This is a genomic window from Marisediminitalea aggregata (assembly GCF_900129565.1).
Lineage (GTDB): Bacteria > Pseudomonadota > Gammaproteobacteria > Enterobacterales > Alteromonadaceae > Alteromonas > Alteromonas aggregata.
This window is the reverse complement of the sequence record NZ_FQWD01000002.1, coordinates 672,404-695,965: the sequence shown is the minus strand read 5'-3', so window position 1 is coordinate 695,965 and position 23,562 is coordinate 672,404. Positions and strand designations below refer to the sequence as shown.

Genomic DNA, 23,562 nt, shown 5'->3' with positions numbered 1-23,562 from the left:
GAGGTTGGAAAACTACGCTATCACGTTTGACGAGGAAAGAAACCCAAAGTGAGGATGAAGCCGGTGAATGGCTGTTAAATCGGGTAGGCTGAGAGGACTAATTTAGGTACCAGGTTTTGCCGGTTCAGGCGATAAAGCGGAGAGGGTAAATTACCCTCTCACAGGTACGGTATTTTACTCGGCCGTTTCAGCCAGCGCGTCACGGCACGCTTTGGTTTGTGCAACCAGTGCCTGGCGAACTTCGGTAGGACTATGGCAGGCGTTGGCAAACGGAATAAACACAATTTTACCTTCGGCCGACTGATAATGAGCACCTTCAGCAAATACGCTTAGCATGGTGACTTTGCTGGTCTGCACGTTGGCAAAATGAGCCAGAATGAGTTGCATTGCATCCTGATGATCGTCGTTCATATGTTCAATCATACCGGCGGTATTGCGTTGCCATTCCTGGCTTTCCGTTTGCCAGAATTCCGGATTGATCCAGTGGATCTTACCAAACCCACCAATAAAGCGAACACGTGCTACGCTGATTTTGTAAAAGTGGAAATCATGGGTTTGCTGGTAAGCTCTGGCCTGAGGAAATAACTGAAAATATTGCTCAGAACATAGCGCAATTTCTGCGTCATCAGTGAGCTGGCTGGCATCGCCCATAATGGTGACGCGACCATTGGCCTGTGAGTCATCCTCGCTGGGATCGAATACGGTCAGGCTGACTTTACTGTCGGCTTTTATATTGCGGGTATGAAGCGCGATGTCACTGATGTAAATGATCACATCCCCGGTATGGGTTGTGACAAACGGCACAATTGAGCCAAAGGGGTAGCCAGGCATTGAGGTAGACTGGGTGCTTAACACACCAGAGTGTTGGGTACGGCATAGTTGTTTGGCTTCAAAAGCGAGCGTTTGCATGGTCATGGGTGTTCCTTATTCTTAATACATAACATGGTACGTCAGTGGGTAACCAAAGGGGGTTTACCCGGACGCGTAATTAGTTCTATTGGGGTGCGGTAGCACCGTGTGAGCACGGATTCAGTGAGTACGTTACGCGGTGATCCCTGTGCAATGCAGGCGCCTTCGCCCAATACCCACATTTGTTGACAGTAGGGCGAGACTAAGTTGATATCGTGACTGATACACAGTACCGCTAAGCCCAGGCTGGTCAGGGCATTCAACTGCTCCATGACACCGCGCTGGTGACGCAAATCCAGCGCCGACGTCGGCTCATCCAGCAACAGTAATTTGCCGCGCAGGTCCGGGGTGACGTTCACTGGCTGATGTTCAGGAATGAGCTGTAACACCGCTTTGGCCAGAAATATGCGCTGGCGCTCGCCGCCTGACAGGGTTTGTATATCCCTGCCCAGTAAATGCGTTAAATCAAACCATTGCGCTACGCGGGCAACCCAGGCGGTACGCAAAGCCAGCGGTTCTTTGTAAAGGCTTCGTCCCAACAACAGAATTTCGTCTGTTGAGTAGGCAAATGGCGTATTTGGATGCTGCTGCATCACTGCCCGCTGTTTTGCCATGTCTGCAGGAGACCAGGCAGAAAGTGGCCTGTTGAGCAGCGAAACCGGCAGAGCCGTATTGCGAATGCCTGTGAGGTGTAAAAGCAGAGTAGATTTACCACAGCCATTCTCGCCGACGACGGCGGTCATTTCACCGGCTCGCAGTTTTCCTGTCAGGTTGTGAATCAACGTGCGATTGCCTCTGGTAATGGACGCATTGTGAATGGCAAGTACCGGATCAGTCATCGATGCGCCCTCGCTGTTGGTACAATAAATACAAAAAGAATGGCGCGCCTACGGCAGAGGTAATAATGCCAATTGGGATCTCCAGCGGGCTGAACAGGCTGCGTGATACACAATCAGACAGGACCAGTAACACACTGCCCAAGATACCACTGGCTGGCATCAGGAAGCGTTGGTCAACGCCTACCAGGTTGCGGCAAATATGTGGGATCACCAGACCAATAAAGCCAATGATGCCGCACAGGGCGGTGGCAAGCGCAACGGCAAATGCCACTGTCCAGAGCAACAGGTTTTTATAACGTTTAACGTTGAGCCCCTGATAAGCCGCGTCTTGTTCACCCAGGGCAAATAAATTCAACGCGGAGCGGCAATGCCAAAATACACTGGCGCTGATTGCTAAACAGCTGCTAAGTATAGCGACCTGCAACCAGTTTGCTCCTGCCAGACTGCCCATGGTCCAATATGATATCTGTCGCAATGCATCATCGTCAGCAAGGTAGCTGATTGCCCCAATGACCGTGCCTGTCAGCGCATTTATTGCAACGCCGGCAAGAATGAGTGTGCCGACTGCAATACCGTGAGCGCGTCTAGCCATATGTAATACCATCGCTACTGTTAGTAATGCACCGCAAAATGCGGCAATAACCGTGGCAAAAGGGGTTATACCGGGCCAGTATAGTGGCAGTATCGCCATGCTGGTGGCCGCTGCGGCTGCAGCCCCGCCGGAGATACCGATCAATCCGGGATCAGCCAGTGGGTTTCTGACTAACCCCTGCATCGCACACCCCGCCATACCCAACAACGCACCAACACAAATGGCCATGAGCGTGCGGGGCAAACGCAAATCCCAGAGCACGTACCACTGCATTGCTACGTGTCTTGGTGCAGCGTCTTCAGCAGTCAGGTATTGCCAAATCGCCGACCATTGCCAGTCGTAGCTGCCCAAAGATACGGACAGCCAGGCACTGATGAACACCGCAGAAACGGCGCCAGTTAATATATGCTGGCGGCGATGATCACGCGCAGTAATATGCTGATTAACCTGCACATCGGCAGCGTGAGCGGTGAGGTTAGTCACGTTGTTGTGTGTCCGTAGCAACGGTGGCCTCAACAATCTGTGCCAGCGTATCAGCCACTCTGGGCGAGAGTCCCAGGCTGGTGGCACTCGACAATGGCGTAACAGCACATTGTTTGCCTGCATGTGTCATCGCGATGGCTGGATGTGCACACAGGGCCTCAATGGCAGCCTGGTCGCTGCCAAAGTGGCTGGCCATGAAAATGACATCCGGATTAGCTTGCATCACACTCTCGTTGCTCATCAGTTTGTATTCGTTGAGGGAAGACGCAATGTTGTGCATACCCAGTTCGCTAAACAAAGCATCCGGCAGAGTATGACTGCCCGCAACGGTTAGACCTCGGTCATTATTCGCCACTACATAGAGCGCCTTTTTCCCTTTCACCTGAGCGGCGGCTGAGGACTGTAAGACCGTGTCGATACTGTGTTTTACCTGCAGCTTTAAGGTGTTGGCATTGGCTGTCGCGTCGAGATCTTCGCCAATGTCGCCTATCATGCCTAACAGTCCATCCAGTGTGCGTGGGTGATTGTATTTGATCACCCTTACGCCAGCGGCTTCCAATTGTTGTAACACGGCATCGGGTCCAGTGGCCGCAGCGCCCAGCACATGGGTTGGGTTTTGTGCCAGTACACCTTCGGTACTGAGCTGTCGGAAGTAGCCCAGTTTCGTAAGTTCAGCGGCAGCATGGGGGTAGTAACTTGTGCTGTCGGTGGCGACCACATGGTCACCGCGATCCAGCGCAAACACTATTTCTGTTACGCTGGCGCCTGCTGCGACAATGCGTAACTGCTCATGGGCGCCTGTTGAGCACGCCCAGAGTGTACACAGGAATAAAACAATACGTTGCATAAATCACTCTCATTACTGCTACCAGACCTGCACAGCGTACAGGCCCGGACAGCAAAGGTTATTCTGTTATGGCGTCGGCGCGGAAACTGTAGTTACCTGATGTGCCGGCTTCATCGTAATAGCTGGTGATCTGGAATTTGTAAGTAACATCGCCAGCCTGGATCAGATATACGCCGAATTGCGAATACAGCAGGTGCGTGCTGCCGTCGTAGTAATACCACGGCGTCGCATCAAACGCGTATTCGGTGTAGGCATCGCTGGTGAACCCCATGTAAGGCGCAGCAGCAGAATCGATTCCTGTGTAGGTCTGGCCATCTGTTTTGATGACCGTTGCGTCGTCTGCCAGAGTCAGTGAAAACGCTGCACCGGCATCACCGCAAGTTAGCATCAGGTCCCACTCACCGGCTTCTGTTGCTGTGGTTTGTGTATCAAAGTCGACATAGGTATCGTCGGCACAGGCTTCCGTTTGCAGGGTTAACGTTTGCGCTGTAGCGAACTCACTTTGTCCATCCAGTACGCTTTGATGCGCAATTTCAAACGTGATTTCACCGATCTCACGCCCCGTGGTTTGAATGTCGGTAACCCGGAATTTGGTGTAGTTACTGTCGGAATACACAATGTAATACACATCGTCAGCGGCGGTGACTACGTGGGTTGTCATGTCATAGTTATAGAAACTGGTGCCCACTACCGCAGCGGCTTCGTCACTGCTAAATGCGTCAGCTTCAGGTACATCTGCCAGCGTAATGGCCGTGTAGTCATCCAGTTCTGAATCAGCTGTCGCTGTAGTGAACATATCTGCGATAGGGTTGCCGTCAGCATCATAAAAGTCAGCGTTGTTACCGGTAAAGTATACGCTGACGGGCGTTTCCTGTGCCGTGTTCAGCCACACTTTGGTGCGACGGAAGGCGATATCCCAGGTCGTGTCTGTGGCCGCTTCCTCGTCAGTCAGTTCAACGGTGCTCTGGGTGTCTAAATCGAAGTACACCGTTACAGGCTCGCTGGTAGAGCCTGTGCTGTAAGGGCCGTAAATCTCGCCTTCGGAAATGATTTCTTCTTCGGGCGTTTTGTTACTGCTGCCTCCACATGCGGTTAATAACATGGCCATCGTGGCTGGCAATAAAGTGGCGGTTAAGCGCCCGGTCGAAACTTTCATGAGAACTCCTGCTGTTTAAAATTGATACTGGGTGCTGAGCACAATCTGACGACTCACAATGCCGCGGGCATCGAACAAGCCTTGTTGTGTTTTGGCGGTGTTTTGGTGTTGGTCGAAGATATTTTCTATGCCTACCTGCCAACTCAGGTGGTCGGAATACTGGTGTTTAAACTGAACATTTGCGGTAATAGCGTGGTCGCGATAGATACCTGCATAGCTGCTGTCAGGCGACTCTTCATCACTGGCAACCACATAAAACTGGATGTCAGCATCCCACGGGAGGTGTTGATATGTTACCGATGCTTTAACCAGATGGCGGGGACGTTCAGCCAGTCGCTGGCCGTTGCCATCTTTAGCATCCAGAAAGCTATAGTTAACCTGCCACTTAGTAACATTGTGCTCTGCGCTTAAGGCGACATCAAAGCCCTGAATGACGGCTTGCTCAACATTACTGTAAACAAATACATCTACACCGGCCTGCTGAGACAGTACTGCATCGGCGGTGGTGATAATAAAATCGTCAGCGTCGGTGTAGTGGAGGTTGAGGTCTGACGAGAATTGCCAGTCAGTATTGGGCCGATAGAGCCACTTCACTCCGCCCGAGACATTATTGGCCGTTTCCGGAACCAGCTCGTTATTGCCGATGATCATGTAACCGAGGTTGCTGTGATCAAAAATGTAGTAGCGTTCTTTCAGGTTTGGCACCCGGTAACTCTGCCCCGCGCCCGCTCGCCACTGCCAGCTGTGGTCGCCGGATTCAATGCGATAACTCACGCTTCCGCGCCAGGCCTGGTGCCAGTTGAAGTCACTGTCGTATTGCACCCGAGAACCAAGCAGCATTTGAAAAGACTGCCAACTGGCGTTTACCTGTACAAAGCCTTCAGCAGACTGGCGGCTGGCATCATCGACTTCCACAATCTGCGAGGCGAGGTTAACCTGGTCGAGCTGATCCTGATGCAGCGTCATGCCAGCAATCCACTCTAGGTCGCCCATCCAGACTTTCTGCAACTCCAGTTCCTGCATGGCAATCTGAGTGTCACGCAAGCCGTTTGAATTACCACTGGTTTCATTATGCCCGAGTGCCCGGGCGCTGATGTGCCAGTCGTTTGTGGCGGCAAGACGCATATCCTGTTGCCATTGCTCGACTTCAGACTGATAACTCAGTACGGAAGACTGACCTGGCACGCTGGACAACACTTTGTATTTATTTTCGCTGAACCAACGGGATTTACTGGAAAACCGAAGCTGTGAAAAGTCACGGGACAGATCCAGATGCAGGAAGGTTTTGTCGTTAGATGCGCCATTCTGTAGCACGGTGTCCGGGTCGTAATCGAAACCTGGATCGTCGATGTACTGCACATTCAGGCTGGTTTGCCAGTCAAACAATGTCTCTGTTGCCTGGAGCCGGTAGAGTTGCCCCCAGTTATCATCATCTCTGGCATTATTAGCGTAACTATTGGCTTCCAGCGTGACACGAACTGTGCCCTTTTTCGGCGCTTCGGTGATGATGTTAATCACGCCGCCCATGGCCGAACTACCGTAAAGGACAGAGGCAGCGCCACGCACGATTTCGATTTGCTTAATGTTATTAACGCTGATTTGGTCCAGATCAACCGCCGAACCCGTCGGCGAAATGAGCGGCTGACCGTCCATGAGCACTAACACCCGGTCTGCACTAAAGCCCTGTAACTGAATGTTATATCCGTCCTTACGGCTGCGGGTTACCACTACACCGGGCATGACTTCAAGTAACTGGCGCAAGGTGCCACGCGACAAGCGTTCGATAGTGGCTTGTTCTATAATTTCCACATTCACCGGTGAGGCGTATAAAGCCTTCGGCGAACGGGTGCCAGTCACAACAATCGTTTCGGGATCGTCGGCAGTACCAGCCAGGGTCGCCGGACTTAGTAGGGTCAACAGCAGCAGGGATGAAATGGACCTGTGATGGATATCTGATTTATTTATTAACATTAAAAATACAAATGATAACGATTATCATTTGATATTAATCAAAGATGGAATTGTTTGGCAAGAGCTAAAAGGAAAAAATACCTGAAATAGCGATAAACGGTGGGGTAACGACTACGAACGAGTGGCGAAGAATGCTGTGTTCGTTATCCGCTGGTCGATTATAAAAGGGCGTTTTGTTTGGGGCGCTGAATAATCCACCGCGCTAAGTCCTGGCGCAGTATTCGGTAAAGTTCACCACCAACGGCCCCGGCAAGTGCCTGCCAGCACATTCCGGCGAAGCTGCGGGTACCGGCGATCAGCGTGACGTTTAGCAATGGGTGCATAATGGCCAGCATCAGCAACATTGCTAACGCACCACCAACGGCATGCAGCCAGTTGCGTCTGAGTTTCAACCAGCGGCCCAGTCTGCCACTGATGAACACCGACAGGGTTAGGGAAAGGAAAATGGCGCCGCCGAACTTCGGCAATAAACCCCACCAGTCTAATATCGTGTGTTCAAGCCATTGATTACCATTAATCACCACACCAAGTTCAGTAAGGTTCTGCAGTACGAATTGAGATTGAGCAACACTTGCAATGGTATAGCAAGCCAACCAGGCAACCAGTAACGCGCCCGCTTTGGTAAAACGGCTAACCTCTGTGTCAACGTGGAATTCGGTGGCTTGTTCAGACATTCACTGCTTCTCTGGTTAATCTGAAGGGTAAGACTAAGGTATTTAGCGGTGGTCAATAATTTCATGGTAAGCTGCGCAATACAAGTTGTAGATCATTATTTGGGCATGAATTCAGGTTTCTCGAGAGGCTGGCAGCGCTGGCTGATAGGTTGTCTTTTAGGGTGTACGTCTCCGCTGGCACTTGGTGCCTCAGCCGAGGCGCCGGCATTGACTGGAAATTATCACCAAACCCAGATAGCCGGCTATTTAGACTACCCATGGGCGGCGGTTGAAAACCCGTTAGGAGGGTGGCTGATCACGGAGCGCAGTGGCGTCATTATCGAGTATGATCACGCCGGACAGCGTCAGGAAATACCGCTGCAATTCGAACAACTGTATGTGGCTGGGCAAGGTGGACTACTGGATATTGAACTGGCTCGTGATTTTACCGAGTCGCGACGGGTATACCTCAGCTACGCCAGTGGTTCCGCAGGCGAAAACTACCTTACTTTCGGTACGACTGTGTTAGATACCAAAACACCTGTCGTGAAGGATATTTTCAAGGTGTCTACTCCAAAAGACACACCGGTTCACTATGGCGGCCGCCTCCTGCAATTGCCGGACGATACCTGGTTAATGACCAGTGGTGATGGGTTTGATTATCGTGAACAAGCACAACGCAAAGACAGCTTTTTAGGTAAGGTGTTGCGTTTTACTACAGAGGGTAAATCCGTAGCTGACAACCCGTATGCAGGCGGTGATTCAGAAGCGGAACAATACATTTACACGTTGGGACATCGCAATCCGCAAGGGCTTATACAGGACCCCAAAAGCCGGGATATCTGGCTGCACGAGCACGGCCCTGATGGCGGTGATGAAATTAACCTGGTTCAGGCTGGCCAAAACTACGGCTGGCCAGTAGTTACCTTGGGGCGCGATTATTCCGGAGCGCGTATTTCGCCGTTTACGCAATACGAAGGCATGCAGGGTCCAATGTTGAACTGGACACCTTCGATAGCCCCATCAGGGATGACGATCTACCACAACGATGTGTTTCCGGAATTGCAAAATCACCTGTTGGTGACAAGCCTTAAAAATAAAGCGCTCTATGCTGTCTCATTAGACCAAAATCGCATGTCGGCAGTGCAAATTTTTGCTACCATAAATGAACGATTGCGCGACGTAATTGTAGGCCGGGATGGCGCTATTTATGTTCTGACCGATGGAGAGAGAGCTCGCATTATGCGTTTTTCGCCATTGCGTCCGAAGAATGTGCCAGAACACAGCTTACGCTGATAAAGCATCTGGCGTATAAGCGCTACTCAGTAAAATGAATAGTCTGCCTGAATAACCGTTATAAACGGGCGTCAGCGCATTGGAATTCAATTTTGAAATACAAACCGCTATAATTCTGGCGCTTTTATAGTCACTTCCTGCCGTCGACCGTCAAATCAGGCAGGAATAACCATGAGGAAAACATCGTGTTAGAAGAATATCGCAAACACGTAGATGAGCGTGCTGCTGAAGGAATCCCACCAAAACCGCTGAATGCGGAACAAGTGGCCGGATTGGTAGAGTTACTGAAGAACCCGCCTGCAGGAGAAGAAGCATTCCTGTTAGAGCTGATCTCTGACCGCGTGCCTCCTGGTGTTGATGAAGCGGCCTACGTTAAGGCTGGTTTCCTGAGTGCAATCGTTAAAGGCGAAGTAAGCTGTGACCTAATCAGCAAAGAAAAAGCGGTTGAATTACTGGGCAATATGCACGGTGGTTACAACATCGCGACGTTGGTTGAATTGCTGGACGATGCCGAATTGGCTGCACTGGCGGCCAAAGAACTGAAGCACACATTGCTGATGTTCGATGCGTATCATGATGTTGAAGAAAAGCACAAAGCAGGCAATGCGTTCGCAACAGAAGTTATCCAGTCATGGGCAGAAGGTGAGTGGTTCACTTCACGTCCGCAAATGGCTGACAAGATGACTTACACCGTGTTCAAAGTAACCGGTGAAACAAACACTGATGACCTGTCACCTGCGCCTGATGCCTGGTCACGTCCTGATATCCCTCTGCATGCTCTGGCAGCCTATAAAATGACTCGTGACGGTCTTGAGCCGGAAGAGCATGGCGTGAAAGGCCCAATGAAGCAAATCGAAGAGATCAAGTCGAAAGGCTATCCGGTTGCGTTCGTGGGTGACGTAGTCGGTACCGGTTCTTCACGTAAATCAGCAACTAACTCTGTGCTGTGGTTCTTCGGTGAAGATCTGCCAGGCGTACCTAACAAGCGCGGTGGCGGTGTATGTATTGGTTCTAAAGTTGCGCCAATTTTCTTCAATACCATGGAAGATGCGGGTGCGTTAGTGTTTGAAGCTGACGTTGAAAAAATGAACATGGGTGATGTTATCGACATCTATCCGTTCGAAGGCAAAATCACAAACCACGAAACTGGTGAAGTACTGGCTGAGTACGACTATAAGTCCAAGGTTATCCTGGACGAGGTCCGCGCTGGTGGTCGTATCAACCTGATTATCGGTCGTGGTCTGACTGAAAGAGCGCGTGAAACACTGGGTCTTGGCGCCTCTGACCTGTTCCGTAAGCCGGAACAACCTGCGGATACAGGTAAAGGATTTACACTGGCTCAGAAAATGGTAGGTAAAGCGTGTGGCGTTGATGGTATCCGCCCTGGCACCTATTGCGAGCCGAAAATGACAACGGTTGGTTCTCAGGACACCACCGGTCCTATGACCCGTGACGAACTGAAAGACTTGGCGTGTCTTGGTTTCTCTGCCGACCTGACCATGCAGTCATTCTGTCACACTGCGGCGTATCCTAAGCCGGTTGATATCGATACTCAGCACACGCTGCCTGACTTCATCATGAACCGCGGCGGTGTGTCTCTGCGCCCTGGTGATGGTATCATCCACAGCTGGTTGAACCGTATGTTGTTGCCTGACACCGTAGGTACCGGTGGCGACTCACACACCCGTTTCCCTCTGGGTATTTCATTCCCGGCCGGTTCTGGTCTGGTTGCGTTTGCTGCCGCTACTGGCGTAATGCCACTGGATATGCCTGAGTCAATTCTGGTTCGCTTCAAAGGCGAGCGTCAGCCTGGTATCACTCTGCGTGATCTGGTACACGCGATTCCGCTGTACGGTATCAAGCAAGGCCTGCTGACGGTTGAGAAGAAAGGTAAGATCAACGCCTTCTCTGGTCGTATCCTTGAGATCGAAGGTCTGGAAGACTTAACGGTTGAGCAAGCGTTCGAACTGTCTGATGCGTCTGCAGAGCGTTCTGCAGCAGGTTGTACCATCAACCTGTCTGAAGAGTCTATTGCAGAGTACCTGCGTTCTAACATCACTATGTTGCGCTGGATGATCAACGAAGGTTACGGCGATCCTCGTACCCTTGAGCGTCGTGCACGTAAGATGGAAGAGTGGCTGGCTAACCCAACACTGATGCGTGCTGATGCCGATGCTGAATACGCAGAAGTCATTGAAATTGACTTGTCAGAAATCAAAGAGCCAATTGTATGCTGTCCAAACGATCCAGACGACGCGAAAACGCTGTCTGACGTGGCAGGTGACAAAGTAGACGAAGTCTTCATTGGTTCTTGTATGACTAACATTGGTCACTTCCGTGCAGCAGGTAAACTGCTTGATAACTACGGCAAGACGCTGCCAACCCGCCTGTGGATTTCTCCTCCGACTAAGATGGATAAAGCCCAGTTGATGGAAGAAGGTTACTACAACATCTACGGCCGTGTGGGTGTGCGCACTGAAATGCCTGGCTGTTCACTGTGTATGGGTAACCAGGCGCGTGTGGAAGCCGGTGCTACGGTACTGTCTACTTCTACCCGTAACTTCCCTAACCGTTTAGGTGATGGCGCTAACGTATATCTGACTTCTGCAGAACTTGCAGCAGTTGGTGCAATCGTTGGACGTTTGCCAACGGCTGAGGAGTACATGGAATATGCAGGTAAGATCGACTCAATGGCAGCCGATGTATACCGCTACCTGAACTTCGACAAGATGGACAGCTTCAAGAAAGCGGAAGAAGATGCGAAGGCTAAGATCATTCCAACGTTGAATGTTGCCTGAGTTAGCATATAAACTAGCAAGCCGGGCACCGTAAGGGCCCGGCTTTTTTTATGCTTAAACAACAAGGAATCATCATGCGTACTCGCAACCGACTACAAACTGGCCTGATATTAAGTGTGCTGTTTAGCGCGCTGGTGTGGCTTTCGGCTCAGGCATCATCTGATGTCGAATTTGATTCGGTGCGAATACAAATTAATGATATAAAGCTTGAACTTGAATATGCACAGCAATTTGAGCAGCGGGCCAGAGGCTTGATGTTTCGCAAATCTTTGTGCGAGGATTGCGGGATGCTATTTCGATTTGAACCAGAAAAACAAGCAAGCATGTGGATGAAGAATACTTTCATACCACTGGATGTGGCATTTATCGACAGAAACGGCGTGATCACTGATATCAAAGCGCTGCACCCACACGATCTTACGTCGGTTGGTGCATCAGGCGTGGTGAAGTATGCGCTAGAAATGAACCAAGGTTGGTTTGCACAGCACGAGATACGTGTTGGTGACCAACTGGTTTTCAATCCTTAAACTGAGAACTCTCAGCGTAATAACGGAGAACACCGTGAGCAACGCGTTAACCATTGCAAAATTTGGCGGCACCAGTGTGGCCAATTATGCGGCCATGCAAAATTGTGCCAAAATTGTTGCGGGTAACCCTGCAACCCGTATTGTTGTTGTCAGTGCCGCGGCTGGCGTAACAAATTATCTGGTTAGTCTGGCCCACACCCCGATGACCCAGGAACAAATCAATGACACCGTTCAGTCGATTATTGATATTGAACTGGCTATCTTAAATGCCCTGAAAGACAAAGCGAACATTGAGCCTAAATTAAACGAGCTGCTTGATGAATTGCGCAGTTTGGCAAGCCATGAAGAAATCCTGCACCGCAACGACTTAAAAGACCAGTTGCTGTCGATGGGTGAGCGCATGTCTTCACTGATGTTTTCAGCTGTTCTGGCTGAACAAAATGTGCAAACACTGAACTTTGACGTGAGAAAAGTACTGCGCACAGACAGCGAATTTGGTGAAGCGGCACCGCAAATTGACGCCATCGCAGAAAACGCTCAAAAGCTGTTAAAACCTGAAATTGCCAATGCCATCGTAGTTACACAGGGGTTCGTCGGTGCCGATGAAGAAGGCCGAACTACCACGCTTGGACGAGGTGGCTCCGATTTTACCGCCGCTTTGCTGGCCGAAGGCCTGGAGGCAGATGTATGTGAAATCTGGACGGATGTGACCGGTGTATACACAACTGATCCACGTATTACGCCAGCAGCACACCCATTGCCAGAGCTGAGCTTTGAAGAAGCGGCTGAAATGGCGACCTTTGGTGCCAAGGTGCTTCACCCGGCAACCATGGAGCCTGCAGTGCGTAAGGACATCAAAGTGTTTGTCGGTTCCAGTAAAGAGCCTGAAAAAGGCGGTACCTGGATTGTTCGTGACTGCGAGCACGAGCCGTCATTCCGCGCCATTACGCGTCGTAAAGAGCAGGTTATGGTCACGGTAAAAACACCGAAAATGATGTACGCGCAAGGCTTCCTGCAACAGGTCTTTGCTATCATTGCCAAACACAAACTAAGCGTGGATTTGGTTACGACCTCTGAAATCTCTGTGTCATTTACACTGGATAACCCGGCTAATTCTGTCGCGCAGCGACTGAATCGGGAAACCATTGCTGAACTGGAAACCATCTGTGACGTTAAGGTTGAGCATGGCTTTGATTTGGTGACGGTGGTGGGAAACCACATGCAAACGGGTAAAGGCGTATCGAGCCGAATCTTTGCAGCGGTTTCCGATTACAACCTGCGAATGATTTGCTTCGGTGCTAACCCGCATAACATTTCGTTCCTGGTGAACGAATCTGACAGTACTGAAATTGTGAAAGTACTGCACAGCGAGTTATTCGAGTAGTGTAAAGCATATAAGTACGAACCGTATACGGCGTGTCGGTTCTGCTTAGTTCATACCTGATGAGAGCATTGGCTTAAACGATGCTCTCGTCATACATCACCCACTTGTTTCGCCCCTGACGCTTTGCAGTGTAGAGGGATTTATCCGCTTCATCGAATGACGGTATCGTGTGATCGCCTAACACATCCTTACTTACTGATATACCAATACTGATCGTAATATGGTCGGCTACGCCACTGAAATCATGTGGGATTTGGGCTTCTTTGAAGGCATTTAAAATAGCCTCTGCTACCCGTATTGCGCCGGCCTGATCGGTGTCAGGAAGTAGGATGGCAAATTCTTCACCCCCGTAACGGGCCAGTAAATCCGTCTTACGGGGCAGGGTGGATTTCAGCAATTGCGCGACTTGTTTTAAGCATTCGTCACCCTGACCATGCCCGTAGTTGTCATTGTATTGTTTGAAGAAATCGACATCCAAAAGCATAACGCTAAGTGGCCAGCGTTGGCGCGAAGCCACATGAATCTCCTGCAGATAGCGCTCGTCGAGAGCTCGGCGGTTTGCAATTCCGGTCAGGGCATCCCGCAGACTCAGTTCTTCCAGCGTGGCTTTTTGGGTTTCTATGGTAGACGCAAACTGTTCAAAACTATGGGCTAGCTCGGTCATCTCATCCTTGCCGCTCATCTTAATTTCCCGGCTGTCACCGGCTGCGCGCTGTTGCACCTGATTGCGCAGTTTCTTGAGTCTGCGTACAACCGCATGGTGAATAAACAATACGAAAGCAACGTACGCAAGAAACACAAAAACAAATATGATACTGATATGCTGAATCTGCTGTGTGACCAGCCGTGAGGTATCGTAAGCGCGTTCCAGAACGGACTCATTCAACTGGTGAGATTCAAACTCATTCAAACGGGCGTAATCTGATATGAGATTACGTACAAAATTGCCTCGTCCACGCACCCGTCCTACAATTTTCAACTGTGACTGTCGAAGGGCAATAAGACCGGCTTTGTCATCCAGGATCATTCTGCGCAATTGCGTACTGATGGCTGACGCGCCTTGTATTTTGCTTGTGCGCTGGGCCTGTGACAGCGAATCGAGTTTGTCGAGCAGGGCGCTGAGTGTTCGTTGCTGCTGACGTATTAAGCTTAATTGATCTGTTGTCAGCACCTCGGATGCACGGGCAACAACATTGGAAAACGCCAGATACCAGGGTTGGTTGGCCAAATTAGTGACCGTCGCTGTTGCCGTATCCGTAATATTGCTGTGTAGCGTAAACAATTTGTCTTGCTGCGTGTTTAGCAGCGTGTTGACCGTGAGTTTTTGTTCTACCAGTGAATTTAAGTCTGCCAGTTCCCGTCGAATAGAGCGCAGTTGTGCAAGCATATAAGCGTTGTCGCTGCGATCCATTGCCACATCGTCCAAAGACGCCAGTTGTTGATTAATTGCATTGTAGGCAATGCGGCGCATCGCATCAGAATTTGCGCCTGACAACCGCTCAGTCACACTCATAAGTAAACTCATTTGTGAATACAATTCACCAGAGTGGACGACGGTTGGTAGTGATTCATCGGTCATCAAAATCAACGATTCTTCAAACGACTTAAGCTTCGAATAGGTGGTAACGGCAAGCACAAAGATCGACAGGATCAGAGTAACCAAACCAATATTGATGATACCGGTTAAAGAGTAAAGCCGCTTTTGATGGCTATCGGCAGTGACAGATTGTAAAGGCGATTGTTTTTTCATTAATCGTTCCTTCCAATCGAGGGCATGTAGTTAATTCTGCCTGACTTTCTGGCTGAAATGGTTTGTTGACGTCTCAGTACACTGATCACAATATCGGCAATCAGCGGCGTAACCTGCTGGCTAAACGGTACTTCTGTACCAAGTGTCAATGCGTCGTAGCCATCGCCACCGCCGGCCAGGAAGTCAGAAGTTGCCATGCTGTATATGCGGGCTTCCTCCAGCGGTTGTCCGTTTACCATGACCTGTTTAACACGCTCACCCACCGGGGCGTTTAAATCAACGTTCATCGAAATACCAGAGACGTGAGGAAAACGGCCCGCGACCTGTTCTACCTGACTTAATCCATTTTCCAGTGCGGCTTTGATATGCCGACCAGCCAGGCGTAGTACGGTGATACGGCTGCGAAACGGTAATTCTGTGGAGATATCTTCCCGGGTGAGAACGTAACCAGGGCTATAGGTTCGCTCGCCTCGAATTGCGCCACCATTTATCAGTGCTACATCGGTATGACTTGCGCTGCGCAACGCGTCGCTGACCAAATTGCCAAACCCATTTTCACTGGTTCTGACATCGTAACGCTGCGTATTCATGCTGGTTGCCAGTGTGGCGATTTCTTCTCCGAGCAGCGCACTAATTCGGTCGTCATATGCATTTATTTGCGTGTCTACTACTTTGTCGGCCTGCAGTTGATTTAGCGCTATTGTGTCTACAGCGACCTGTTTTGCGGTGTCAGAGCCCTGCCAGCTAATGGTGACAACAGCCGAGGTACCGGGTGAGGTGATAAAGACGTAACCCGGGTGTTCACTGCTGTGTTGATTATCGCTGGAAAGGGTATAGTGAGGATCGGTTCGCAACACGACATCTACGCTGCCTTGTTCTAACAGATCGTGTACAAAGTCGTGTTTGTCAGAAATCATCAATACGACGACATCGGCCCCTTCAGCCTTGAGCAGCGCTATCTGCTCTCGCACGGCGTTGCGGGGTTGAGTGATCTGTAGTCGCTGTAACAAATATTCTTCAATAACAGAGTCATGGATTAGCGCCATAACACCTACTTTGATGCCAGGCTTTTCAATGATAATTCTTCTGACTGCGCCGTCGATGTTTGCCCCGGTCAGCGGATCGATGGCATTACTCAGCACCATAGGAAAAGCCGCTTCATAGGCGCGCAAAGAAAACTCATCTTCATAGTAACTGAATTCGCGCTTCGCCACTGCCATGGCGTCGGGCTCCAGGGTATTTAGGATATCAATGATGTGGGCACCGCGGTCGAAAGACGACAGCATACTGGGCGCCAGGCTACCTCCGCCAAATAGAAAGGTCGTAGTGGGGTCGGTTTCGCGAGTTTGTTCCAATAGCGTGGCTAACTGTGCATAACTGCCGTGCGGTTCGTTTTTTATCAGGGGGAGCTCAGCAGCATATACAATAGTAAGTTGATGAGAGGCAGCGAGTACGCTCGAGGGCACTAGTGATACAGCAATAGACATCGCCAGAATAATAAGTGAACGGTACACGCTAAACAAACTCCTGTAACCCCCACGTCATTCAGACATGGTTACGCCGCTTTGGTCATTGTCGCGGATTAAAGCCCGAAGAAAAAGGGTTTTCGCATAAAAAAACATTTACGTATCCGAAAGATAACCCTCAACACGGTTTCTTCCTGCATCTTTGGCCAGATACATCGCCTTATCGGCCTGATCTATCAGCTCTGCCTGGTGCAATGATACACCTGGTGCTTTAGTTGCTACACCAATAGATACCGTAAGTACGTGATAGGGCGACATGACATGCGAAATGCCGGCACTGACGATTTGCGCGCTCAGGTTTTCAGCTACTGCCAGTGCATCGTCGTACTCTGTATCTCGCAACACAATAACAAACTCTTCACCACCCAGCCGGCACACAAAATCAGTGGCCGCATGCGTGTTTTGACGAAGTATAGTGGCGACATCCACCAAGGCTTTATCCCCTTGGTTGTGGCCATAATTGTCGTTGAAAGACTTAAAGTGATCGACGTCGATTAGCAGTAATGACAGGGGCATACGCGTGGTTTCATCACTCTCGGCCAGTGTCTGTAAATGCTGATCAAGATAACGGCGGTTGGCGATACCGGTAAGTGGATCGGCATAGCTCATGTTTCTAAGCTGCTTATTGTGCTCAACCAATTCCGCCTTTTGGTCTTTGACTAATGCAAATAAACTGTCGATGTGATTACCCAGCCTGCCTATTGCATCATAACCTTTTAAGTCAATGCGTTTTGAAAAGTCCGAGGTGTCCATGACTTCTGCCACTATATCCACCATCTTGCCAAGCGGCACCAGAATTTGATGACGGATAAACAAATAAAACAGGTACAGCATCAATGTTGCGGCTAGTAAGCCAACCAGCAAAGTCTGATCAAACACCCGGCTATCAAATGGATAGCGCGTTTCGTTAAAGCGCAATATAAAAAAGGGGCGGCCCAGATAGTCGTTAAACAACAGATTGAGCTGACGGTTATATGCCTCTCCGTGTAAGCTTGACGGTGTATAAGCAGGGACTACGTTGACGGGTATATCAGTAGCCGATACTACGGAGATAAGTGACAGAGGTTTCTGCAACGCCAGGCTAAGTTGCGAGATGCGTTTGTCATTGATGTACGACCAAATAAGACTGGTTCCGGCAATGGTGCCAGAGGCATCGCCGCTGGTTATGGCATGAGACAGCACGATGGCTGGCCGCTCATTAATGGTGACCAGGCCCCAGCGGGACATGGCTTTTTTATTCACTGCCACAGCATCGAACAAAAAGTGTTGGGTTATGGAATGGCCGGGCGTGGCAAAGATGGGATTTGAGGTTACTTTGTAGGGTAACTCGATACTTTGACCTGCAATGAGGCGGTGGTCATGGGCGTAAAAGTACCAGCCGTTAATATTGAGCTGACTAAAGGTTTCATGCAAAAAGTAAGTTTCCTCAAACCACTCGTTGTTTCGGTCTATGGCAGCCCGGTGCATTTTATCCCATACGGCGTTGTCTAACGAAATGCTGCGCAGTGTTTCAATTTGCTGACTGAATGCTTCCTCAAGACGCAACAGATCGGCCTTATTCGCACTATTGGCCATGTGTTCCAGGGCTGGTAATGTCCAATTGAAGCGAATGAATGCCTGGGTAGTAAGGCTGAAAATTAATGCCAACGCTACCGCAAGCAGTAGCTTGCTCCGAAGACTAACTGTCACGTCATTGCACCGTTAAAAATCTTACAATAAGCGTAGACGACAGCAGTAAAACCTCAACTAAATTGGCTCAATCCAGATGATTCAGTGTGGCGGTGCTTTGACATTTGGCGAGCGCTTACGCACTATATCGGGGTAATTTGCAAAATCGACCAATATGATAGAAGTAATTCCACATCTGCATCTCGCAGAACAAGACATAGAATTGCAGGCCATTCGCGCTCAGGGCAGCGGCGGGCAAAACGTGAATAAGGTAAGTAGTGCAATTCACCTGCGTTTTGATATTACCGCATCTTCCTTGCCTGAAGAGGTCAAGGCGCGTCTGCTGGAAAGCACTGATAGCAGGTTGACCGGTGACGGTGTGATGGTGATAAAAGCACAGCGATTCAGAACGCAGGAACAAAATCGCGAAGATGCCATTGCACGTCTGGTTGAGTGGATTGCAAGCCGTCTTAAACAAGATAAACCCCGCAAGGCGACTCGGGTAAGCCGGGCTGTTAAAGCCCGTCGTAAAGACGCCAAGCAAGCTCAGAGTCAGCGAAAACAGCAGCGGCAAAAAGTGCAGTTTTAATGTTTAAGCCAGCGCTTGATGTGCGTGACCAGCATATCGACACGCGCAGGACGTGGCTTTAAATGATGCTCTGCTAAATAAATGGTTTCACTAACCGGCACATCGAGTTGGTGAATGCGAATGGCATGTTGGTTCGGAAAAGCGGCCACGGCATGTGCCGGAAGCACGGTAGCACCGAGCCCCCGGCTGATTGGTTCCAGTATTAACCCAATCTGATTTGAGAACCCCGTTTGAGGTAACGATGCCGCCGAGCGATACTGTGGATAGTTCGCGCCTAACAGTAACTCGGCATGATGGGCCGAATCGGGATGGGCAATAAACCCCAGTGTTTCCAGTGTTTGCCAGGAACAATCTTCTACTACAGCAGGTGTAACCAGTAACAGGGGCTCTTCAGCAAGGGGGGTCGTGACAATTTCACTATGTAATGACGTTCTTGTCATTAAGCCAATATCAATAGTGTTCTCTAACAGTGCTTTGTCGATGTCGCGATTAGGCGCGAAGCGAAATTCAACACTCAGGGCAGGATGTGTCTGCTGAAGATCCAGACAATGGGGATACAACTTAAGCCCAACGCTGCCCGGCGTCATGATCCGTAACTTGCCTTCATCAGGGGTATCAAATCCAATGTGCTGTTCGAGATTATTGATGGCAGCCAGTACAGCATTCGCATCGTCGAGCAGCCTTAGCCCGGCATCGGTGAGAACAAACTGCTTTCCTTCTCGAATAACCAGTGTCTGTGCCAGGTGGTCTTCCAGTTTTGCCAGGTGCTGACTGACCCCAGACTGGGTCATAAAGAGCTTATTAGCAGTGCGAGTAAAGCTCTTTTCCTCGCAAAGCGTGCTAAAGGTCAGTAACCACTTTGTGTTTATCATAACGAAATGTAATTTATTTAATGATAATTGATAATTTTACGTAATTGATGGCGAAAGTTAAGCTTTATTCCACCAACTTAGGAGGAATGATGAGTAACACTTACCCAAGAACATTTTCCCACATCGGTATTTCTGTCCCCGATCTGGAGAAAGCCGTAGCGTTTTACACCGAGGTATTAGGCTGGTATCTGATTATGCCACCGACATCAATAACGGAAGACGACTCACCCATTGGTGAAATGTGCACTGACGTGTTTGGCAAAGGCTGGCAGCATTTTAAAATTGCCCACCTTTCTACCGGGGACAGAATCGGCGTCGAGATCTTTCAGTTCGACCAACAGCAAAACCCGGAAAACAACTTTGAGTACTGGAAAACCGGTATCTTCCACTTTTGTGTTCAGGATCCGGATGTAGAAGGGTTAGCTGAGCGAATTGAAGCGGCGGGTGGCAAGCGTCGCATGCCTGCGCCTCGTTATTATTATCCGGGTGAGAAGCCTTACCGTATGATCTACATGGAAGACCCGTTTGGCAATATTCTTGAAATATACAGCCACAGTTATGAATTGATCTACAGTGCTGGGGCTTACTAACCTTCCTGTTAGCAGCGTCCTGAAGGACCCGGGGCGTTGCTGAACTTATCATCCGGTTCGCAAACAAAACCATTTCAAAATATGTCTGTAGCTTGACCAAAAGATAATCAGGTTGCATGCTGACCTTAACATAGCACTGCAGCAAACTGCAGTGCTGTCAGATCGCCGTTTTTACGCATTCCGTCTGTTTCGTCAGGCCCGGGTATAAGCGCAACTCTTATCGTTATACACAAAATAATAAAAGGGAACGTCATGAAAACAATGTCTTTACTGACAGCGGGCGTGTTGTCTGCCATGTTGTTCGGCTGTGGTCAGCCAGATACAGCGTCGCAACAATCCTCGCAAGCTAGTATGCCTTCTGCAGAGAACATCGCAGCGCGCGCAGGCGATGTGTCGATGGGCATGGAATACAATGTCCCGGTGGATTACTTCACCCTCGATAATGGCCTGAAAGTGGTGTTATCACCGGACAATACGTCACCCACTGTCACGGTGGCAGTGTATTACAATATCGGGTTTAGAAATGAACCCAGGGATCGCACCGGTTTTGCACATTTATTTGAGCACATGATGTTTCAGGGTTCTGAGAACCTGGGCAAAATGGAATTCGTTAAACTGGTTAATGACAACGGTGGCGTTTTGAACGGTTCGACGCGTTTTGACTACACCAACTACTTTGAAATCGTACCATCGCACAAACTGGAAACTTTCTTGTGGGCAGAAGCCGACCGTATGAAAGGCCTGGCGATTACGCAGGAAAACCTGACTAACCAGCAAGGTGTGGTTAAAAACGAAGTTAAAGTCAATGTGCTGAATCAGCCCTATGGTGGCTTCCCCTGGCTGGACATGCCGCAGTATGCCTTTAATAACTGGTACAACGCGCACAATTTCTATGGCGATCTGGCTGATCTGGATGCCGCGTCGCTGGAAGACGTAGATGCGTTTTTTAAGATGTATTACGCGCCGAATAACGCAGCGTTGGCCCTGGTAGGTGATTTTGACCCGGCAGAAGCGAAAACGCTGGTGGAGAAATACTTCGGTGGGATAGCCTCGGCAGAAATAGCGCCGCAGCCCGATTTATCTGAATTACGTCAGGAAAAAGAACAGGTCTTTAATAAGTTCGATAAACTGGCGCCAAAACCCGCCTTTGCTTTTGCCTACAAAATGCCACCGCGGGGGACGCCTGAGTATTACGCGATGGGCATCATTGATCAAATCCTGGTTCAGGGCGAAGACAGCTTGTTGTATCAGGAATTAGTGAAAAACCGCCAGATAACCGGTGATGTTGGCGGTGGTATTAACTATCTGCTGGGCAATATGTTCAACTATAACGGCCCTATGTTGTGGATGAGTTCATTTACCCATGACGACAATATCAGCCGGGAGCAAATTACCCAGGCCATTGACAGTGTGGTAAGCCAGTTAACCGAGCAACCGCTAAGTGAAGAAGCCATGTCTCGAGCGATTGTAAAAATTCGCTCAAGCCTGTTTGATGCCATCGATGGTTATTATGGCTTTGGACGGGCCGACTTACTGGCCAGCTTCGCCTTGTTTGACAACGATCCGAACAAGATCAATGAACTGGAAGCGAACTTTAAACAGGTAACGCCGGAGCTTATCATTCGCACCGCCAAGGAATATCTGCGACCCACTAATCGTACCGTTCTCACCGTTACCCCGGGCGAAGATCCTGCGACCCAGCCAGCCAGTGATAAGGAGTAATCAGCATGACATTATTTAAAACACTCTCGCTTTGCGCCGCGGCACTGATGGTTTCCGCTGTTTCCGTTGCGAAAGAGCTACCGCCTGCTGGTGGGAAGCCCAGTAATTTTGTTGTGCCTGAAACGCGCCAGGTGTCGCTGGACAATGGCCTGAAAGTCACATTTATTCCCTACGGCACTACGCCTAAGGCGACGGTGCGGTTGGTCACTCACACTGGCAATATAGATGATGGTGGTAAAATCTGGCTGTCTGATTTAAGCTTCGAAATGCTTCGTCAGGGTACGGCCAATCAGTCTGCACAGGCTCTGGCAACGTCGGTAGCCAGTATGGGCGGACAGATAGACACGTCAGTGGGGCTGGATTCCAGCTGGTTGGGAACGGATGTACTCAGTGAGTTTGCAGACGATGCGGTTGCCGTCATTGCAGACATGGTCCTGAACGCCAATTTTGATGAGAGCGATCTGGCTCGCATTAAGGTCGATCGCCAGCGTGAACTTGACGTTGCAAAGTCTCGTCCTTCGAGTAAGGCAACCGAGGCTTTCTATCACAAGATATACGGCAACCACCCCTATGGACAGTTGTACCCAACGCAGGAGTCGCTGGCGTCTATAACGGCTGAAGAGACTGCCGCCTTCGTAGCAACCAACCTAGTACCAAATCGCAGTCATCTGTATGTATCCGGTGTGTTTGATGAAGCCGCTGTACTGGCAGCAGTGAAGAGCGCCTTCGGTGAATGGCAAGCCGGTGCTGAACCTCAGCGCAAAACTGTACTGGCTCAGGCTGGTCCGTCGGTTACCGTAATCGATCGTCCTGATGCGCCGCAGTCAACACTACGTTTAGGTTTAGCGACTTTTGGCCCGGGTCATAAAGATGCCATGACCATGAATGTGATGAACACGCTGCTGGGCGGTGCTTTCTCCAGTCGCATTACCTCAAACATTCGCGAAGACAAAGGGTATACCTACTCACCGCGTTCGTCAGTAATGGACCGTGTTGGTACCGGGTTTTGGTATCAGGGCGCAGATGTGACCGCTGAAGCGACAGCGGCTTCACTAAGTGAAATCGTAAAGGAAATCAACTTGCTGGCTAACGAACATCCGTCTGAGAAGGAGTTGATGGGGGTGAAAAATTACATGGCCGGGATATTCGTACTGCGCAACAGTTCTCGCGGAGCCATTATTAGTCAACTGGCATTTACTGAGCTGCATGGGTTGGATGCGTCTTATCTGCAAACCTATGTTGATAAGATCTACGCCACTACCCCTGCGGAAGTCAGCAATGTGGTGAAACAATACCTGGATGTGTCAAAAATGCATTTGGTTGTCGTAGGAGATGAGGCAGATGTAAAAGCACAGCTGGCCACTCTCGATGGACTATTTGCCTTGTAGCT

General features: G+C 49.9%; 19 protein-coding genes. 8 read left to right on the top strand and 11 right to left on the bottom strand.

Annotated features, from left to right (window positions below):
- Positions 1 to 174: 174 nt before the first annotated feature.
- The 7 genes from BUB81_RS07190 to BUB81_RS22350 form a co-directional block, all read right to left on the bottom strand.
- The gene (locus BUB81_RS07190) at positions 175 to 915 is read right to left on the bottom strand and encodes a HugZ family pyridoxamine 5'-phosphate oxidase (protein WP_073320402.1); all 741 of its coding nucleotides are present in this window, start codon (positions 913 to 915) and stop codon (positions 175 to 177) included.
- Positions 916 to 950: 35 nt separating this feature from the next.
- Positions 951 to 1,748: an ATP-binding cassette domain-containing protein gene (locus BUB81_RS07185; RefSeq protein WP_073320399.1), complete on the bottom strand. Its 798-nt coding sequence runs from the start codon at positions 1,746 to 1,748 to the stop codon at positions 951 to 953.
- Positions 1,741 to 2,823 (bottom strand): FecCD family ABC transporter permease, encoded by a 1,083-nt coding sequence (locus BUB81_RS07180; RefSeq protein WP_245819132.1) that lies wholly within the window; start codon positions 2,821 to 2,823, stop codon positions 1,741 to 1,743. The genes BUB81_RS07185 and BUB81_RS07180 overlap by 8 nt, the downstream gene beginning before the upstream one ends.
- Positions 2,816 to 3,670 (bottom strand): heme/hemin ABC transporter substrate-binding protein, encoded by an 855-nt coding sequence (locus tag BUB81_RS22355; protein ID WP_073320396.1) that lies wholly within the window; start codon positions 3,668 to 3,670, stop codon positions 2,816 to 2,818. The genes BUB81_RS07180 and BUB81_RS22355 overlap by 8 nt, the downstream gene beginning before the upstream one ends.
- A gap of 58 nt (positions 3,671 to 3,728) precedes the next feature.
- Positions 3,729 to 4,826, bottom strand: a complete 1,098-nt coding sequence (locus BUB81_RS07170; protein WP_073320393.1) for an HmuY family protein — start codon at positions 4,824 to 4,826, stop codon at positions 3,729 to 3,731.
- A 15-nt stretch (positions 4,827 to 4,841) separates the two neighbouring features.
- Entirely contained in the window at positions 4,842 to 6,797 is a 1,956-nt protein-coding gene (locus BUB81_RS07165; RefSeq protein ID WP_073320390.1) for a TonB-dependent receptor plug domain-containing protein, read from the bottom strand.
- A gap of 158 nt (positions 6,798 to 6,955) precedes the next feature.
- Positions 6,956 to 7,471 carry a hypothetical protein gene (locus tag BUB81_RS22350; protein ID WP_073320387.1) on the bottom strand — a complete coding sequence of 172 codons (516 nt, stop codon included), beginning with the start codon at positions 7,469 to 7,471 and terminating at the stop codon, positions 6,956 to 6,958.
- A 105-nt stretch (positions 7,472 to 7,576) separates the two neighbouring features.
- Here BUB81_RS22350 and BUB81_RS07155 point away from each other — a divergent pair, with 105 nt between their 5' ends.
- From BUB81_RS07155 to lysC, 4 genes are all read left to right on the top strand, one after another.
- The gene (locus BUB81_RS07155) at positions 7,577 to 8,746 is read left to right on the top strand and encodes a PQQ-dependent sugar dehydrogenase (protein WP_175555780.1); all 1,170 of its coding nucleotides are present in this window, start codon (positions 7,577 to 7,579) and stop codon (positions 8,744 to 8,746) included.
- A gap of 185 nt (positions 8,747 to 8,931) precedes the next feature.
- Positions 8,932 to 11,544 carry a bifunctional aconitate hydratase 2/2-methylisocitrate dehydratase gene (gene acnB, locus BUB81_RS07150; RefSeq protein ID WP_073320384.1) on the top strand — a complete coding sequence of 871 codons (2,613 nt, stop codon included), beginning with the start codon at positions 8,932 to 8,934 and terminating at the stop codon, positions 11,542 to 11,544.
- A 50-nt stretch (positions 11,545 to 11,594) separates the two neighbouring features.
- Entirely contained in the window at positions 11,595 to 12,071 is a 477-nt protein-coding gene (locus BUB81_RS07145; RefSeq protein ID WP_245819131.1) for a DUF192 domain-containing protein, read from the top strand.
- 34 nt (positions 12,072 to 12,105) lie between these two features.
- Entirely contained in the window at positions 12,106 to 13,455 is a 1,350-nt protein-coding gene (lysC, locus tag BUB81_RS07140) for a lysine-sensitive aspartokinase 3 (protein WP_073320381.1), read from the top strand.
- Positions 13,456 to 13,528: 73 nt separating this feature from the next.
- On the opposite strand, the gene BUB81_RS07135 is transcribed toward lysC, so the two are convergent.
- The 3 genes from BUB81_RS07135 to BUB81_RS07125 all read right to left on the bottom strand — a co-directional run bounded on the left by BUB81_RS07135 (position 13,529) and on the right by BUB81_RS07125 (position 18,420).
- Positions 13,529 to 15,205: a diguanylate cyclase gene (locus tag BUB81_RS07135; protein WP_073320378.1), complete on the bottom strand. Its 1,677-nt coding sequence runs from the start codon at positions 15,203 to 15,205 to the stop codon at positions 13,529 to 13,531.
- Positions 15,205 to 16,719: a bifunctional metallophosphatase/5'-nucleotidase gene (locus BUB81_RS07130; protein ID WP_084526299.1), complete on the bottom strand. Its 1,515-nt coding sequence runs from the start codon at positions 16,717 to 16,719 to the stop codon at positions 15,205 to 15,207. The genes BUB81_RS07135 and BUB81_RS07130 overlap by 1 nt, the downstream gene beginning before the upstream one ends.
- Positions 16,720 to 16,827: 108 nt before the next feature.
- The gene (locus tag BUB81_RS07125; RefSeq protein ID WP_073320375.1) at positions 16,828 to 18,420 is read right to left on the bottom strand and encodes a sensor domain-containing diguanylate cyclase; all 1,593 of its coding nucleotides are present in this window, start codon (positions 18,418 to 18,420) and stop codon (positions 16,828 to 16,830) included.
- 154 nt (positions 18,421 to 18,574) lie between these two features.
- Here BUB81_RS07125 and arfB point away from each other — a divergent pair, with 154 nt between their 5' ends.
- Positions 18,575 to 18,988, top strand: a complete 414-nt coding sequence (gene arfB, locus BUB81_RS07120; protein WP_073320372.1) for an alternative ribosome rescue aminoacyl-tRNA hydrolase ArfB — start codon at positions 18,575 to 18,577, stop codon at positions 18,986 to 18,988.
- Here the strand turns inward: arfB and BUB81_RS07115 are convergent.
- A complete protein-coding gene (locus tag BUB81_RS07115) occupies positions 18,985 to 19,860 on the bottom strand; it encodes a LysR family transcriptional regulator (protein ID WP_073320369.1) in 876 nt (291 codons plus the stop codon). The two genes, arfB and BUB81_RS07115, sit on opposite strands and share 4 nt — an antisense overlap.
- A gap of 89 nt (positions 19,861 to 19,949) precedes the next feature.
- Between BUB81_RS07115 and BUB81_RS07110 the strand changes: the two genes are divergently transcribed.
- The 3 genes from BUB81_RS07110 to BUB81_RS07100 all read left to right on the top strand — a co-directional run bounded on the left by BUB81_RS07110 (position 19,950) and on the right by BUB81_RS07100 (position 23,560).
- Positions 19,950 to 20,450, top strand: coding sequence for a lactoylglutathione lyase family protein (locus tag BUB81_RS07110; protein ID WP_073320366.1), 501 nt, complete (start codon positions 19,950 to 19,952; stop codon positions 20,448 to 20,450).
- Between the two features lie 252 nt (positions 20,451 to 20,702).
- Positions 20,703 to 22,172, top strand: a complete 1,470-nt coding sequence (locus tag BUB81_RS07105) for a M16 family metallopeptidase (RefSeq protein ID WP_217653455.1) — start codon at positions 20,703 to 20,705, stop codon at positions 22,170 to 22,172.
- Positions 22,173 to 22,177: 5 nt separating this feature from the next.
- Positions 22,178 to 23,560 (top strand): M16 family metallopeptidase, encoded by a 1,383-nt coding sequence (locus BUB81_RS07100; RefSeq protein ID WP_073320363.1) that lies wholly within the window; start codon positions 22,178 to 22,180, stop codon positions 23,558 to 23,560.
- Positions 23,561 to 23,562 lie beyond the last annotated feature (2 nt).

Excerpts from the sequence above, each read along its gene's own strand:
- BUB81_RS07190 (WP_073320402.1), bottom strand. The coding sequence starts at position 915 with ATGACCATGCAAACGCTCGCTTTTGAAGCCAAACAACTATGCCGTACC.
- BUB81_RS07185 (WP_073320399.1), bottom strand. The coding sequence starts at position 1,748 with ATGACTGATCCGGTACTTGCCATTCACAATGCGTCCATTACCAGAGGC.
- BUB81_RS22355 (WP_073320396.1), bottom strand. The coding sequence starts at position 3,670 with ATGCAACGTATTGTTTTATTCCTGTGTACACTCTGGGCGTGCTCAACA.
- BUB81_RS07170 (WP_073320393.1), bottom strand. The coding sequence starts at position 4,826 with ATGAAAGTTTCGACCGGGCGCTTAACCGCCACTTTATTGCCAGCCACG.
- BUB81_RS07165 (WP_073320390.1), bottom strand. The coding sequence starts at position 6,797 with ATGTTAATAAATAAATCAGATATCCATCACAGGTCCATTTCATCCCTG.
- BUB81_RS22350 (WP_073320387.1), bottom strand. The coding sequence starts at position 7,471 with ATGTCTGAACAAGCCACCGAATTCCACGTTGACACAGAGGTTAGCCGT.
- BUB81_RS07155 (WP_175555780.1), top strand. The coding sequence starts at position 7,577 with ATGAATTCAGGTTTCTCGAGAGGCTGGCAGCGCTGGCTGATAGGTTGT.
- BUB81_RS07145 (WP_245819131.1), top strand. The coding sequence starts at position 11,595 with ATGCTTAAACAACAAGGAATCATCATGCGTACTCGCAACCGACTACAA.
- BUB81_RS07135 (WP_073320378.1), bottom strand. The coding sequence starts at position 15,205 with ATGAAAAAACAATCGCCTTTACAATCTGTCACTGCCGATAGCCATCAA.
- arfB (WP_073320372.1), top strand. The coding sequence starts at position 18,575 with ATGATAGAAGTAATTCCACATCTGCATCTCGCAGAACAAGACATAGAA.
- BUB81_RS07115 (WP_073320369.1), bottom strand. The coding sequence starts at position 19,860 with ATGATAAACACAAAGTGGTTACTGACCTTTAGCACGCTTTGCGAGGAA.
- BUB81_RS07110 (WP_073320366.1), top strand. The coding sequence starts at position 19,950 with ATGAGTAACACTTACCCAAGAACATTTTCCCACATCGGTATTTCTGTC.
- BUB81_RS07105 (WP_217653455.1), top strand. The coding sequence starts at position 20,703 with ATGAAAACAATGTCTTTACTGACAGCGGGCGTGTTGTCTGCCATGTTG.
- BUB81_RS07100 (WP_073320363.1), top strand. The coding sequence starts at position 22,178 with ATGACATTATTTAAAACACTCTCGCTTTGCGCCGCGGCACTGATGGTT.